Origin of the sequence: Labrys sp. LIt4 (assembly GCF_017813775.1) — a bacterium.
Classification (GTDB): domain Bacteria; phylum Pseudomonadota; class Alphaproteobacteria; order Rhizobiales; family Labraceae; genus Labrys; species Labrys okinawensis_A.
In genome coordinates, this window is sequence record NZ_JAGIPY010000019.1 from 80,637 (window position 1) to 93,952 (window position 13,316).

The 13,316-nt window shown below is 66.4% G+C and carries 12 protein-coding genes; 7 read left to right on the forward strand and 5 right to left on the reverse strand.

What is annotated here, in order from left to right; translation table 11 throughout:
• Positions 1–105 precede the first annotated feature (105 nt).
• From ugpC to J8I29_RS25575, 4 genes are all read left to right on the forward strand, one after another.
• Positions 106–1,176 carry a sn-glycerol-3-phosphate ABC transporter ATP-binding protein UgpC gene (gene ugpC, locus J8I29_RS25560; RefSeq protein ID WP_105865485.1) on the forward strand — a complete coding sequence of 357 codons (1,071 nt, stop codon included), beginning with the start codon at positions 106–108 and terminating at the stop codon, positions 1,174–1,176.
• Positions 1,177–1,343: 167 nt separating this feature from the next.
• Positions 1,344–2,660, forward strand: coding sequence for an ABC transporter substrate-binding protein (locus J8I29_RS25565; protein ID WP_209433812.1), 1,317 nt, complete (start codon positions 1,344–1,346; stop codon positions 2,658–2,660).
• A gap of 242 nt (positions 2,661–2,902) precedes the next feature.
• On the forward strand, positions 2,903–3,835 hold the full coding sequence (locus J8I29_RS25570) for a sugar ABC transporter permease (protein WP_209433828.1): 933 nt from the start codon (positions 2,903–2,905) through the stop codon (positions 3,833–3,835).
• Positions 3,836–3,842: 7 nt separating this feature from the next.
• Positions 3,843–4,742 carry a carbohydrate ABC transporter permease gene (locus J8I29_RS25575; protein ID WP_105865482.1) on the forward strand — a complete coding sequence of 300 codons (900 nt, stop codon included), beginning with the start codon at positions 3,843–3,845 and terminating at the stop codon, positions 4,740–4,742.
• 107 nt (positions 4,743–4,849) lie between these two features.
• Here the strand turns inward: J8I29_RS25575 and J8I29_RS25580 are convergent, their stop codons facing one another.
• From J8I29_RS25580 to hslV, 3 genes are read right to left on the reverse strand one after another with little or no spacing between them, the layout of a single operon-like run.
• The gene (locus tag J8I29_RS25580) at positions 4,850–5,113 is read right to left on the reverse strand and encodes a hypothetical protein (RefSeq protein WP_209433813.1); all 264 of its coding nucleotides are present in this window, start codon (positions 5,111–5,113) and stop codon (positions 4,850–4,852) included.
• A 31-nt stretch (positions 5,114–5,144) separates the two neighbouring features.
• Positions 5,145–5,540, reverse strand: coding sequence for a hypothetical protein (locus J8I29_RS25585; protein ID WP_209433814.1), 396 nt, complete (start codon positions 5,538–5,540; stop codon positions 5,145–5,147).
• Between the two features lie 41 nt (positions 5,541–5,581).
• Entirely contained in the window at positions 5,582–6,157 is a 576-nt protein-coding gene (hslV, locus tag J8I29_RS25590) for an ATP-dependent protease subunit HslV (protein WP_105865479.1), read from the reverse strand.
• Positions 6,158–6,398: 241 nt separating this feature from the next.
• Between hslV and J8I29_RS25595 the strand changes: the two genes are divergently transcribed.
• Positions 6,399–7,553: an aminotransferase gene (locus tag J8I29_RS25595; RefSeq protein ID WP_209433829.1), complete on the forward strand. Its 1,155-nt coding sequence runs from the start codon at positions 6,399–6,401 to the stop codon at positions 7,551–7,553.
• Between the two features lie 168 nt (positions 7,554–7,721).
• On the opposite strand, the gene J8I29_RS25600 is transcribed toward J8I29_RS25595, so the two are convergent.
• Positions 7,722–8,921 (reverse strand): hypothetical protein, encoded by a 1,200-nt coding sequence (locus J8I29_RS25600; RefSeq protein WP_105865478.1) that lies wholly within the window; start codon positions 8,919–8,921, stop codon positions 7,722–7,724.
• Positions 8,922–9,145: 224 nt separating this feature from the next.
• Here J8I29_RS25600 and hrpB point away from each other — a divergent pair, with 224 nt between their 5' ends.
• Together hrpB and J8I29_RS25610 are read left to right on the forward strand one after the other, a co-directional pair.
• Positions 9,146–11,638: an ATP-dependent helicase HrpB gene (gene hrpB / locus J8I29_RS25605; RefSeq protein ID WP_209433830.1), complete on the forward strand. Its 2,493-nt coding sequence runs from the start codon at positions 9,146–9,148 to the stop codon at positions 11,636–11,638.
• Positions 11,639–11,759: 121 nt separating this feature from the next.
• The gene (locus J8I29_RS25610) at positions 11,760–12,389 is read left to right on the forward strand and encodes a hypothetical protein (protein ID WP_209433815.1); all 630 of its coding nucleotides are present in this window, start codon (positions 11,760–11,762) and stop codon (positions 12,387–12,389) included.
• Positions 12,390–12,485: 96 nt separating this feature from the next.
• Here J8I29_RS25610 and J8I29_RS25615 read toward each other — a convergent pair whose 3' ends face one another.
• Positions 12,486–13,124 (reverse strand): short chain dehydrogenase, encoded by a 639-nt coding sequence (locus J8I29_RS25615; protein WP_209433816.1) that lies wholly within the window; start codon positions 13,122–13,124, stop codon positions 12,486–12,488.
• Between the last annotated feature and the right edge of the window lie 192 nt (positions 13,125–13,316).

The window sequence follows — 13,316 nt, forward strand, 5'->3', positions numbered from 1 at the left end:
AGGCGTGTTCCAGTGTTCGTAACGGTCCGGAAGAGGCCGAACAGGTTGAAATGCCGCCCCGGGGCGGCGATCAGGTTCATCATCCTTTTGCTTGGGGGAAGCGTCGTGGCGTCAGTCGACTTCGTCAATGTCAGGAAATCATTCGGGACCCACCCCGTCATCAAGGGAGTGGACATCGAGATTGCCGATGGCGAGTTCGTAATCCTGGTCGGCCCTTCGGGCTGCGGGAAATCCACGCTCCTGCGCATGCTGGCGGGCCTGGAGAACATCTCGGACGGCGAGATCCGCATCGGCAAGGACGTGGTCAACAACCTGCCGCCCAAAGAGCGCGACATCGCCATGGTGTTCCAGAATTACGCGCTCTATCCGCATATGAGCGTCGCCGACAACATGGGCTTCTCGCTCAAGCTGAAGGGGGCCAGCAAGGCCGACATCGAAAAGCGCGTGAAGCCGGCGGCCGAAATCCTCGGCCTGTCCAAGCTGCTCGACCGCTATCCGCGCCAGCTCTCCGGCGGCCAGCGCCAGCGCGTCGCCATGGGCCGGGCGATCGTACGTGACCCGCAGGTCTTCCTGTTCGACGAACCGCTCTCCAACCTCGACGCCAAGCTGCGCGTCGCCATGCGCGCCGAGATCAAGGAACTGCATCAGCGCCTGAAGACGACGACGGTCTACGTCACCCACGACCAGATCGAGGCCATGACCATGGCCGACAAGATCGTGGTGATGCATGACGGCATCGTCGAGCAGATCGGTGCCCCGCTTGATCTCTACGACCAGCCCGCCAACCTGTTCGTGGCCGGCTTCATCGGCTCGCCGGCGATGAATTTCATCAAGGGCCGGCTCGATCCGCAGGATTCCAGCCGGTTCATCGCCGAGGATGGCAGCGTGCTTCCGGCCCGGGCGCCGCGCCAGGCGACCGACAAGCCGCTCATCTATGGTCTCAGGCCAGAAAGCCTGCGGTTGAGCGCCGGCGGCATTCCGCTGAACGTCGTGGTTACCGAACCGACGGGATCGGAGACCCATATGATGGCGAGACTCGCGGGCACGGACGTCGCCTGCGTCTTCCACGAGCGCGTGGCGGCACAGCCCGGCGAGACCATCAATGTCTCCATCGATGTCGGCTCGACCCATCTGTTCGACGCCGAAAGCGGGCGCCGGCTGGAGCCCGCCGCCTGAGCGGCCTCGTCTGACGTCCGGAACCGGCCGGCCTTCGGGCCGCCGGGACGCGTGTCGTGCCAGCAGGGGGCGGGCCACTTCCCGTGGACGTCGCGGGAGGGCTGCGTTGCCTGCGGCGCCGCCGAACTGCCCATAACGATAAATTGCCATTGCCAGGGAGGACTTCGATGACGATCAACAGACGTGATCTGCTCACTGCTTCCGCAGGTCTCGCCGCGGCCGCCGGTTTGGGCCGGTTCGGCATCGGACCGGCTTTCGCACAGGGTGCCGAGCCCGCCTACAAGCCCGAAGAGGGAGCGAGCCTGCGCGTGCTGCGCTGGACCCCCTTCGTGCAGGGCGACGAGGATGCCTGGCTCGCCAATACCAAGAAATTCACCGAGGCGACCGGCGTGCAGGTCCGTGTCGACAAGGAGAGCTGGGAGGACATCCGTCCGAAGGCGGCCGTGGCCGCCAATGTCGGCTCGGGGCCTGATATCGTGCTGTGCTGGTTCGACGATGCCCATCAATATCCCGACAAGCTGGCCGACCTCACCGACCTCGGCACCTATCTCGGCGGCAAATATGGCGGCTGGTATGACGGCCTTAAGGGCTATGCCACGCGCGAAGGCAAATTCATCGCCCTGCCGCTGGCGGCGATCGGCAATGCCATCTGCTACCGCGACAGCCATGTGAAGGCGGCCGGCTTCAATGAGTTTCCCAAGGACACTGCCGGCTTCCTCGAATTGTGCAAGGCGCTCAAGGCCAAGGGGACGCCCGCCGGATTCCCCCATGGCAAGGCGGTCGGCGATGGCAACAACTATGCCCACTGGCTCTTGTGGAGCCATGGCGGCAAGATGGTCGACGAGAGCGGCAAGGTCACCATCAACTCGCCCGAGACCATCGCCTCGATCAAATATGCCAAGTCGCTCTACGAGACCTTCATCCCCGGCACCGAGAGCTGGCTCGACATCAACAACAACCGGGCCTTCCTCGCCGGGCAGGTGTCGCTGACGGCCAACGGCGTCTCGCTCTATTACGCCGCCAAGAAGGACGCCAAGCTCAAGGACCTGGCTGCCGATATCCGCACGGTCAACTTCCCGGTCGGCCCGGTCGGGCAGAAGGTCGAGCTGCACCAGACCACCTCGGCCCTGCTGTTCAAGCATTCCAAATATCCCGAGGCGGCCAAGGCCTATCTGAAGTTCATGTATGAGGAACCTCAGATGAACGCCTGGATCGGCGGATCGAGCGCCTATTGCTGCCAGGCGCTCAAAGCCTTTGCCGCCAATCCGGTCTGGAAGGCCGATCCGATCCATGAGCCCTATTCGCACGCTTCGGAAACGCTGCGGCCCAACGGCTATGCGGGGCCCCTCGGCTACGCCTCCGCCGGCGTGATGGCCGATTATGTGCTGGTCGACATGTATGCGGTCGCGGTGACCGGCCAGATGTCGCCGGAGGATGCGGCGGCCCAGGCCGAGAAGCGCGCCAATCGCTACTACCGGGTGTGAGGGGGTGGGCTAGTCGTATCTGTGGTGCGTCCACCCCTCATCCGGCTGCCGCCACCTTCTCCCGCAAGGGGAGAAGGAAATTGATTGGGATGGGGCGCGTCAGCGGAACGGTTCTCATGCGCTCGCCGCCCACCAGATAAGTCCCCTTCTCCCCTTGCGGGAGAAGGTGGCGGCAGCTGGATGAGGGGTGGAAACGCGACCTCCTCCTTTCTCCTTCCCTCCCACCAAGGCACCTCATGAGCATCGCGACATCGAGACCACGGCCGCGACCTTCCGCCTTCGCCAGGCTGGCGCAGAGCAGGGGCGCGCTCGGCACGCTCTTCATGCTGCCGGCGGCGGTGTTCCTGATCTGCCTGCTGGCCTACCCGCTGGGCCTGGGGGTCTGGCTCGGCTTCACCGACACCAAGATCGGGCGCGAGGGCATTTTCATCGGACTGGAGAATTACGAGTTCCTCTGGGCCGATTCGGTGTTCTGGCTGTCGGTGTTCAACACCATCGTCTACACGGTGGTCGCCTCGATCCTGAAATTCGGCCTCGGCCTCTGGCTGGCTCTGCTGCTCAACCAGCATCTGCCCTTCAAGTCGCTGTTCCGGGCGATCGTGCTGCTGCCCTGGGTCGTGCCCACCGTGCTGTCGGCGCTGGCTTTTTGGTGGATTTATGATTCGCAGTTCTCGATCATTTCCTGGTCGCTGATGCAGCTCGGCCTGATTCAGCAGCCGATCAACTTCCTCGGCGATCCCCTCAATGCCCGCATCTCGGTGATCGTCGCCAATGTCTGGCGCGGCATTCCCTTTGTCGCCATCTCGCTGCTGGCCGGCCTGCAGACCATTTCGCCCTCGCTGCAGGAGGCGGCCTCGCTCGACGGCGCCACCAGCTGGCAGCGCTTCCGCCATGTCACCCTGCCGCTGCTGACGCCGATCATCGCGGTGGTGATGACCTTCTCGGTGCTGTTCACCTTCACCGATTTCCAGCTCATCTATGTGCTGACCAAGGGCGGCCCGGTGAACGCCACCCATCTGATGGCGACTTTGTCCTTCCAGCGCGGCATTCCCGGCGGCCAGCTCGGCGAAGGCGCGGCCATCGCGGTCGCCATGGTGCCCTTCCTGCTGGCGGCGATCCTGTTCAGCTTCTTCGGCCTGCAGCGCCGGCGCTGGCAGCAGGGCGGACAGGAATAGCGGAGGCATGACGATGAGCTCGAACCAGGCCACCGCGCCGCTCGCCGACCATGTCGAGGGCATGGGCTATCTCTCCAGCCTGCCGCGGCGGGTGGTGACCGTCTACCTGCCGCTGCTGGTCTTCGTCATCGTGCTGCTGTTCCCGTTCTACTGGATGGCGATCACCACGGTGAAGCCCAATGATCAGTTGACCGATTACGCCAATCACAGCCCGTTCTGGGTGGTGGGCCCCACGCTCGAACATATCCGCTATCTGCTGTTCGAGACATCCTATCCGGGCTGGCTGCTCAACACGATCTATGTCTCGGTCGGCGCGACGGCGCTGGCGCTGTTCGCCTCCGTTCTGGCCGCCTATGCGATCGAGCGCATCCGCTTCAGGGGATCGAGGATCGTCGGCCTCCTGATCTTCCTGGCCTATCTGGTGCCGCCCTCGATCCTGTTCATCCCGCTCGCCTTCATCGTCTTCAAGCTCGGCATCTACGATTCCAAGCTTGCCCTGATCTTCACCTACCCGACCTTCCTGATCCCGTTCTGCACCTGGCTGCTGATGGGCTATTTCCGCTCGATTCCCTATGAGCTGGAGGAGAGCGCCCTGGTGGACGGCGCCTCGCGCTGGCAGATCCTGGTGCGGGTCATCCTGCCCTTGGCGGTGCCGGGGCTGATTTCGGCCGGCATCTTCGCCTTCACCCTGTCGTGGAACGAGTTCATCTACGCGCTGACCTTCATCCAGTCGTCCGAGAACAAGACCGTGCCGGTGGGCGTGCTGACCGAACTGGTGCGCGGGGACATCTTCGAATGGGGGTCCCTGATGGCCGGGGCGCTGTTCGGCTCCCTGCCGGTGGTGATCCTCTATTCCTTCTTCGTCGACTATTACGTGTCGTCGATGACGGGGGCGGTGAAGGAGTAGGGTACCCGGGGGCGAGAGTTTAACCGGTCATTTCCGGCAGGGGCTTTGACCCTGCCGGAAGGGCGGGCGCGATTGCCCGGACCGGTCGATCATAGCCGCCGCTGCTATCAGCGCCGGTTGCGCCGATCCTCGTACATCTGTTCGAGCGGATCGATGAAGGAGCCGCCGAACAGCACATAGGCGACGACGAAATAGACGAATTTGGCGAGGGTGAAAAAGCCGATCCATTGCAGCAGCACGAAGGGCGCGCTCACCGCGACGAGGCCGAAGCAGACCAGCGCGCTGGCGACGAGGCAGGCCAGCAGCACAACCAGATGCATCAGCAATTGCGTGCCGCTGTCATAGGCGCTGAGATCGAACCTGCCCTTCATGCCGCCTCCGGTTCAGGACCGGGAATCTCCGCTATCTGTCCTGGGCGAATTTGTAGGCGGCCGCTTCCGGCGCCTTGGCGCTGATGCAGGCCTTGAACTTGGCGACTTCCTCGGGGCCGAACGTGCCCAGGCCCTGGGCCTGGCATTCCGAACTCGCCTGGCTGTATTCGGCTTCGAGCTTGACGCAGCGTTCGCGCTGCGGCGAGCCGGGTCGGATGCCCCTGCGGCTGCAGGTGTCGCCGGCAATGCCCTGGGAGGCCTTGCGCCGCATGCAGTCCGTCATGGCCGTGCCCGCCTTCACGCCCTCGGCCTGGCAGGCCTTTTCGAGGGGATTGGTGGTGGGAAATTCAGGTTGCTTCTCCGCCGCGCAGCCCGCGAGGGCGACGGCGGCGAAGACGACGGGAAGGCTGATCCGGAAGGAGAGCATGCGCGGGCGGCTTTCTGCCTGTGGTGAGTCTCGCCCTCTTATCAGAGATCGATGCTCTCGATCACCAGATTATGGTTGGTATAGACACAGATATCCGCTGCGATGTTCATCGCCTTCTTGACGATCGTCTCGGCATCATAGTCGGTGTCGACCAGCGCCCTGGCGGCGGCCAGGGCGTAATTGCCGCCCGAGCCGATCGCCATCACGCCGTTCTCAGGCTCCAGCACGTCGCCGGTCCCGGTGAGCACCAGCCCGGCCGATTTGTCCGCCACCAGCATCATTGCTTCCAGCCGGCGCAGATAGCGGTCGGTCCGCCAGTCCTTGGCGAGCTCGACGCAGGCCCGCGTCAACTGGGTGGGGTATTGCTCAAGCTTGGCTTCCAGCCGCTCGAACAAGGTGAAGGCGTCGGCCGTGGCGCCGGCGAAGCCGGCGATGACGTCGCCCTTGCCGAGCCGGCGGACCTTGCGGGCATTGCCCTTGATCACGGTCTGGCCGAGGCTGACCTGCCCGTCGCCGCCGATCACCACGCGCCCGCCCTTGCGGACCATCAGGATGGTGGTGGCGTGGAAGGGGGAGCGGGGGCCGCTGTCGGGGCCGGCGGAAGGGTTGAACGTCATGGGAACCTCACTGAACATGCCCTCTATCTAGGAGGTCGCGGGCAAAAGGCAAAGGGCGGGGACATCCAGGCTTCCGAATCCAGGTCAATGCGTGTTCCGAACAGCGCATTCCGGATGCCCGTGCACCTGGAACGGCTGCTCGCCCAGCACCAAAAGTCATCCGCTATTAACTTGAGTTCGCGGCCTTGGGGGAAATCCGATGCCCCTTTATCCCACCGCCCAACTCGTCTATCGATTTTGGATGAACAGCATCTTCGCCGGCCTTTCCACCACCATTTTCGAGACCATGTCGCGGCTGGCCCGTGAGCATGACGCCGTCAATCTCGGCCAGGGCTTTCCGGACGATGCCGGCCCGCTCGATGTGCGCGAGAAGGCGGCGGAAGCCGTGATGACGGGCTGGAACCAGTATCCGCCCATGCTCGGCCTGCCCGAATTGCGCCGCGCCATTGCCGAGCACTATGCCCGCTTCCAGGACGTGGTTGTCGATCCCGACAGCGAGGTGATGGTCACGTCCGGTGCGACGGAAGCGATCGCCGATGCGCTGATGGCGCTGATCGAGCCGGGCGACGAGGTGGTGCTGTTCCAGCCGATGTACGATGCCTATCTGCCGCTGGTGAGGCGGGCAGGCGGGGTGCCGCGCTTCGTCACCCTGCAGCCGCCGCATTGGCGTCTGACGCGGGAGGCGCTCGACGCCGCCTTTTCCGCGCGCACCAAGGTGGTGCTGTTCAACAACCCGCTCAATCCGGCCGCCGTCGCTTTCTCGGATGAAGACCAGGCCCTGCTGGCGGAATATTGCGTGCATTACAACGCCATCGCCGTTTGCGACGAGGTCTGGGAGCATGTCGTCTTCGACGGCCGCACGCACCGGCCGCTGATCGGCTTTCCAGGCATGCGCGAGCGCACGGTGAAGATCGGTTCGGCCGGCAAGATCTTCTCGCTCACCGGCTGGAAGGTCGGCTTCGTCATGGCGGCCGCGCCGATCCTGAAGGTGATCGCCAAGGCGCATCAGTTCTTCACCTTCACCACGCCGCCCAATCTGCAGGCGGCCGTGGCCTATGGCCTGGGCAAGGAAGACGCCTATTTCACCGGCATGCGGGCGGACCTGCAGCGCTCTCGCGACAGGTTCGCGGCGGGACTGGCCGGGCTCGGCTTCGCCACCCTGCCGAGCGAGGCGAGCTACTTCCTCAACATCGACCTGCCCGCCAGCGGCATCGAGGAGGATGACGTCAGCTTCTGCCGGCGCCTCGTCGCCGAGCACAAGGTCGCCGCCATCCCCGTCTCGGCCTTCTACGCACAGGATGCGGTGACGACGGTGGTGCGGTTCTGCTTCGCCAAGCGCGACGAGACCCTGGCGGCCGCGCTCGCCAATCTGAAGGGCGTGGCGCCGCGGAAATGATGGGGGGCGCGTTTCCACCCCTCATCCGGCGCTACGCGCCACCTTCTCCCACAAGGGGAGAAGGCTGATCCGCGCCTTTTCTTGCAAGCCAAAACCAAGCCGTAAGTCCCTTCTCCCCTTGTGGGAGAAGGTGGCGGCAGCCGGATGAGGGGTGAACCACTGCCGCCCTCAGTCGCGCCGGCGCGCGCCCAGCCGGGCGAGGAAGGCCAGCGAGACGCTGGTGAGGCCCAGCGCCATCAGCCACCAGGGCTGCCAGGCGGCCGGGCCCGCGAACATCATCACCAAAGCCGAGGCCGAGACGGCGAGGGCGGCCGGGGCCGAACGGTCGTCGTCGCGGTCCATGCCCATCAGCGTCAGCCAGAGGGCGAGCGCCGCCAGCGCCACGCCGACGAGGCCGAGCTCGAGCCAGATCTGCAGCGCGGCATTGTGGGGCGAGGAGAGGAGCTGGCCGCCGACCCCGCGGGTCAGCGAGGAACTCGAATCATATCCGAAGCCGGCTAACAGGTGGTTGGGCAGGGCATAGGTCACGTCGCGCCAGAGCGCGACCAGGTGATCGCCCTCGGCCGGCAGCAGGAAGCCGCCCCAGCGCGCCATCATCCAGCCCGCCAGCGGTGCGAGCACCAGCAGGACGAGGGCCGAGATGGCGACGGCCAAAGCAGCGGCCCGCCGGCGCCACAGGGCCAGGGTCATCACCACGATGCCGGCGATGAAGGCGGTGAAGATCACCAGATCATGCACCAGCCAGAGCGCCAGGATCATCACCAGGCAGAGCAGCAGGGCCTGCCAGCTGCGGCCGCGCGCCAGCACCGCGCCCACGGCCGGCCAGACCAGCAAAGCCAGAAGCATGGCGGCGCGCGTGCTCTCGGCGTCCTCCGTGCCCGTCTCGCCGAGGCCTCGCAAGGGCGAGCCCGGCAGATATTCGAGGATCAGGGTCACGCTGGCGATGCCGACGCCGATCGGGATGAGATTGGCGTCGCTGAAGCGCACCCGCGGCTTCAGGCAGGAAATCGTGACGGCGAACAACAGCACGATAACCAATATGCCCGGGAGCCGGCCTGCCGCCGAGCCGGGCCGGGGAGTCCACCAGATGCTGACGGCGGCCCAGAGGAGCAAAGCGAGCAGCGCCAGGGTGCGGGGAGAGGTCAGCGCGCCCCGCAGGCGGCGCAGCGCCGTCGGCAGGCGATTGTCGAGCGCCGCCGCCAGGATCAGCAGGGCGGTGGCGATCGGCACGATGATCGCCACGGCGTGGCGCGAGAACATGGCGAAGAACGGCGCAAAGATCACCAGCAGGAACAAGCCCAGCCGGGTCAGGAGGCCCGATACCGCGAGTGCGGGGTCGAGCGGAGCTTCATAGGCGCGCCGTTCCATCGCCTCGTCCTCAATCGTCGAGCGTTAGCTATGGCGGATGGCGGCCGGGGCGTCGATGACGAAAAAGTCACACTATGGTTAAAATCGACTTTCTATTCCTGGGCCCGCCGGCTTCCAGCCGGCTCCTGGAGCCGATGCGCCTGCTGGACAGGAAGGAGCCGGCTGGAAGCCGGCGATCCCAGGAATTCATTGCACTTACCGGTTCGATGCGTCACATCGGCGCGATGCGCGTGTTCGACCAGCCCCTGCCCATCGACGATGCCCTGCCCACCCTCAGGCAGGCCCTGCAGGCTCGTTCCAATGCCGTTCTCGTCGCCCCGCCCGGCGCCGGCAAGACCACGCGCGTGCCGCTGGCCCTCCTCGACGAGGCCTGGACAAAGGGGGGCAAGATCATCGTGCTGGAACCGCGCCGCCTCGCCGCCCGCGCCGCGGCCGCCCGCATGGCCGCCACGCTGGGCGAGCCGGTCGGCGCCACTGTGGGCCTGCGCGTGCGCCTGGAATCGCGCATTTCGGCCAGGACCCGCATCGAGGTGGTCACCGAGGGCGTGTTCGCCCGCATGATTCTCGACGATCCCTCGCTCGATGGCGTGGCGGCCGTGCTGTTCGACGAGTTCCACGAACGCTCGCTCGATGCCGATCAGGGGCTTGCCTTCGCGCTCGACGCCCAGGCGGGGCTGCGCGAGGACCTGCGCATCCTGCCGATGTCGGCCACCATCGACGGCGCGCGCGTCGCCGCGCTTCTGGGCGATGCACCGGTGATCGAGAGCGCCGGCCGCGCTTTTCCGGTGACGACGCATTATCTCGGCCGCGATCCACGCCAGCGGCTGGAAGAGGCTGTCGCCGACGCGGTGATGCGGGCCCTGCGGGCGGAGGCGGGTTCGATCCTGGTGTTCCTGCCCGGCCAGGGCGAGATCATCCGCACGGCCCGGCTGCTGGCGGAGCGCAACCTCGGGGAAGGCGTCGACATCGCCCCCTTGTTCGGCGCCATGGACGCTGGCGACCAGGACCGTGCCGTGGCGCCCGCGCCGCCGGGGCGCCGCAAGGTGGTGCTATCAACCTCGATCGCCGAAACCAGCCTCACCATCCAGGGCGTGCGGGTGGTCATCGATTCTGGCCTCGCCCGGGTACCGCGCTACGAGCCCGATCTCGGCCTGACGCGGCTCGAAACCGTCAGGGTGTCGCGGGCGAGCGCCGACCAGCGGCGCGGCCGCGCCGGGCGCACTGAGCCGGGCGCCTGCTACCGGCTGTGGGAGGAGGCGGCCACCGGCGCCTTCGAGGCTTTCGCCAAGCCTGAGATCCTGGCCGCCGATCTCAGCCCGTTGCTGCTCGATTGCGCCGCCTGGGGCGTCGGCGATCCCCTGGCACTCGCCTGGCTCGATCCGCCGCCCGTGCCCGCGCTCAAGGAAGCGAAGACGCTGCTGACGGCGATCGAGGCGCTGGATGGCGATGGCCGGCTCACGGAAACGGGGCGCCACCTCTCCAGCCTGGCGCTGCCGCCGCGGCTGGCGCGCATGATCGTGGCCGCCGCGCCGGCGGGGGAAGCCCTGCTGGCTGCCGAGATCGCGGCCGTCCTCTCGGAGCGCGGCCTCGGTGGCGACGGCACCGACCTCGTCGAGCGCATCGAGCGCTTCCGGCGCGACCGCGGTGGCCGCGCGCAGGATATGCGCCGGCTGGCCACGAATTGGGCCAGAGCGGCCGGCAAGGAAGCCGGAGGCGGTAAAAGCCGTGGGGACCTGGGCGGTGCGGGCGATCCGGGCCGGGCCGGAGCGGTCCTCGCCCTGGCCTATCCGGACCGTGTCGCCGTGGCGCGGGGGCAGCCCGGCAGCTTCACCATGGAGAACGGGCGGGCCGCCCGCCTGGAACCGCATGACCGCCTGGCCCGCGAGCCGACGCTCGCCGTGGCCGAGATCGCCGGCAGTGCCGGTGCGAGCCGCATCCTCCTGGCAGCGCCGATCGCCGCCGAGGAAATCGCGGCCTTGCCGGGCGTCAGCGAAAGCGTGAGCGTCGGCTATGACGCGGCCAGCGCCAGCCTTAAGGCGCGCGCTGTCAGGCGCTATCGCCGGCTGGTGCTGCAGGAGACCACGGCACCGCTGGCCCTGGATGCCGAGGCCGCCGTCATGCTTGCCCGCGGTCTTGCCCAGAGCGGCATCGGCCGCCTGCTCTGGAGCAAGGCCCAGCGCCAGTTGCGCGACCGCGTCGCCTTCCTCAGGGCCAGTGGTTCGCCGGATTGGCCCGATCTCTCCGACCAGGCCCTGGCCGAAACGGCCGAAACCTGGCTCGCCCCTGTCATCGAAGGGGTGCGGGGGCTTTCGGGCATCACTCCCGAGCATCTGGAGAATGGCCTTGCGAGCCTGCTGCCCTGGCACGAGCGCAGGCGGCTCGACATCGAGGCGCCGGCCTTTTTCGAGGCACCGACAGGCTCGCATCTCGCCATCGACTACGAGGCGGAGGGCGGGCCGGCCATTTCGGTGCGCGTGCAGGAATTGTTCGGCCTTGCCAGCCATCCCAGCATCGCCGGCGGCCGCGTGCCCCTCACCATCAACCTGCTTTCGCCGGCATATCGGCCCGTGCAGGTGACCAAGGACCTGCCCGGCTTCTGGAAGGGCTCCTATGCCGCTGTCCGGACCGAGATGAAAGGGCGCTATCCCCGCCATCCCTGGCCGGAGGATCCGGCGGCGGCTCTGCCGACCACGCGGGCCAAACCCAGGGGCACTTGAAGGAATGGTCGCATCCCGCCGATCAAGGATGCCGGACGAGTCCGAGGACCGGAGATCCATGGTCAAGCTCGTGTAACGCGGGATATATCCAACGGGCCGGTGCAGGCCCAAAGGTTCCGAGATGACCTTCAACCCCTACGATCCTTCGCATCGCTACGGCGAGCCGCCCGCACCGGAACCGCTGCGCGGACAGACCACGGCGCTACCCCTGACGGCGAGCATGCGGTCGCAACTGCGCGAGGCGCAGTCCCCTGCCGCTTCCGGTCCTATCTGCGCAATCGCTTTCGTCATCTGCCTGTTGCTGATTTCGTTTCTCGGTCTGTGGCCGACCGTCATGGCCTCCGGAACCAATCGCGCCCTGACGGGCGTGATCCTCGCCGCTGCCTCGATCTCTCCCTATGTCTGGCTTCGCATCAAGGCCGGGAAGGACCTCGGCGCCGGAAACTTCCTGCGTTATTCGGGGGACCTGGTGATTCGGCGACATGTGCGGCGGTCGCCGTCCGACGATGACAGGTCCAGCTCGAACGCCCTCAGCATCGGGGGATTCGAGGTCACGCTCGGTGACGAAGGAAGCCTCGACGATGTCGACGTGACTTGGTGGCTGAAGCTGCCGGAAGGCGAGTTTAGGATCGATGAAGCGACCGCAAGGGCAGCGCAGGACGCGCGTACCGGAGAGGTCGACTATGCGCCGCAGTCGAAGCTGATCTTCGAGATCCGCAATTGGCAGGGGGCGATCCTATACCGCCGGTGAGGATACCGCCGGAGCCGCGCTGTCATAGCCGCCCCCTCTGAGGATCCTGCTGTCACGGCGCCTCTGGGAGTGGCGCTGTTGCCCACCATCCTGGATTCAGCCAAGCGGGAACCCTGTATCGGCGGAGCCCGCCGGGCGGTACAGTCTGTGGATCCGGCCGGTCTCGCTGCCTTCCACGCAGTTCACATAGGTGCCGATCAGGCGGTCCATCTCGACCGGCTCCATGCCGGGAAAGAGATGGGCATAGGCCTCGACCGAATCGGCGACGATGGTTGGGCTCACCGCATTGATGCGCAGGCCGCGCTTGAGCTCGATCGCCGCCGACAGCACGAAGCTGTGCAAGCCGCCGCTGATCACCGCGCCGCCGGTGACGCCGGGCCAGGCCTCGTCGGCAAAGATGCCGCTGGTCAGAGTGAAGGAGCCGCGATCCTTGAGAAAACTCTGCCCGATCAGGACCAGATTGATCTGGCCAAAGAACTTGCCGCGCATATTTTCGAGAAGCTCGGCCTCGGTCAGGATCTCGAACCTGTCCAGGGCGCCCGACTCGGCGACGCAGATGCAGGCATCGACCGGGCCGACCGCCTCATAGAGAGCCCGGATACTCTCGGCCGAGCGGATGTCGACCACCGCATCAGGGCCTCGGCGGCCGGCGGCAATCACCTCGTGACGCCTGCCGAGCTCTTCGCAGAGCGGCCGGCCGATGGTTCCTGAGGCGCCGATGACCAGGATGCGCATGTCGATCTCCTCGATTGCGGCGGGGCCCCGGCATTCGCCGTCGCCGCGCTGGGATGATCCACCGACATTGCATCCCGATTTTTGATCAGTGAATGCTCTCTTATCTTAGCTTGGCATGAAGAGAACGAGGGATAATGTCGGCGCCCTCCCGGCCGATCTCCAAGCCGATCGCCGGCCACGCGCAAGCCGAAC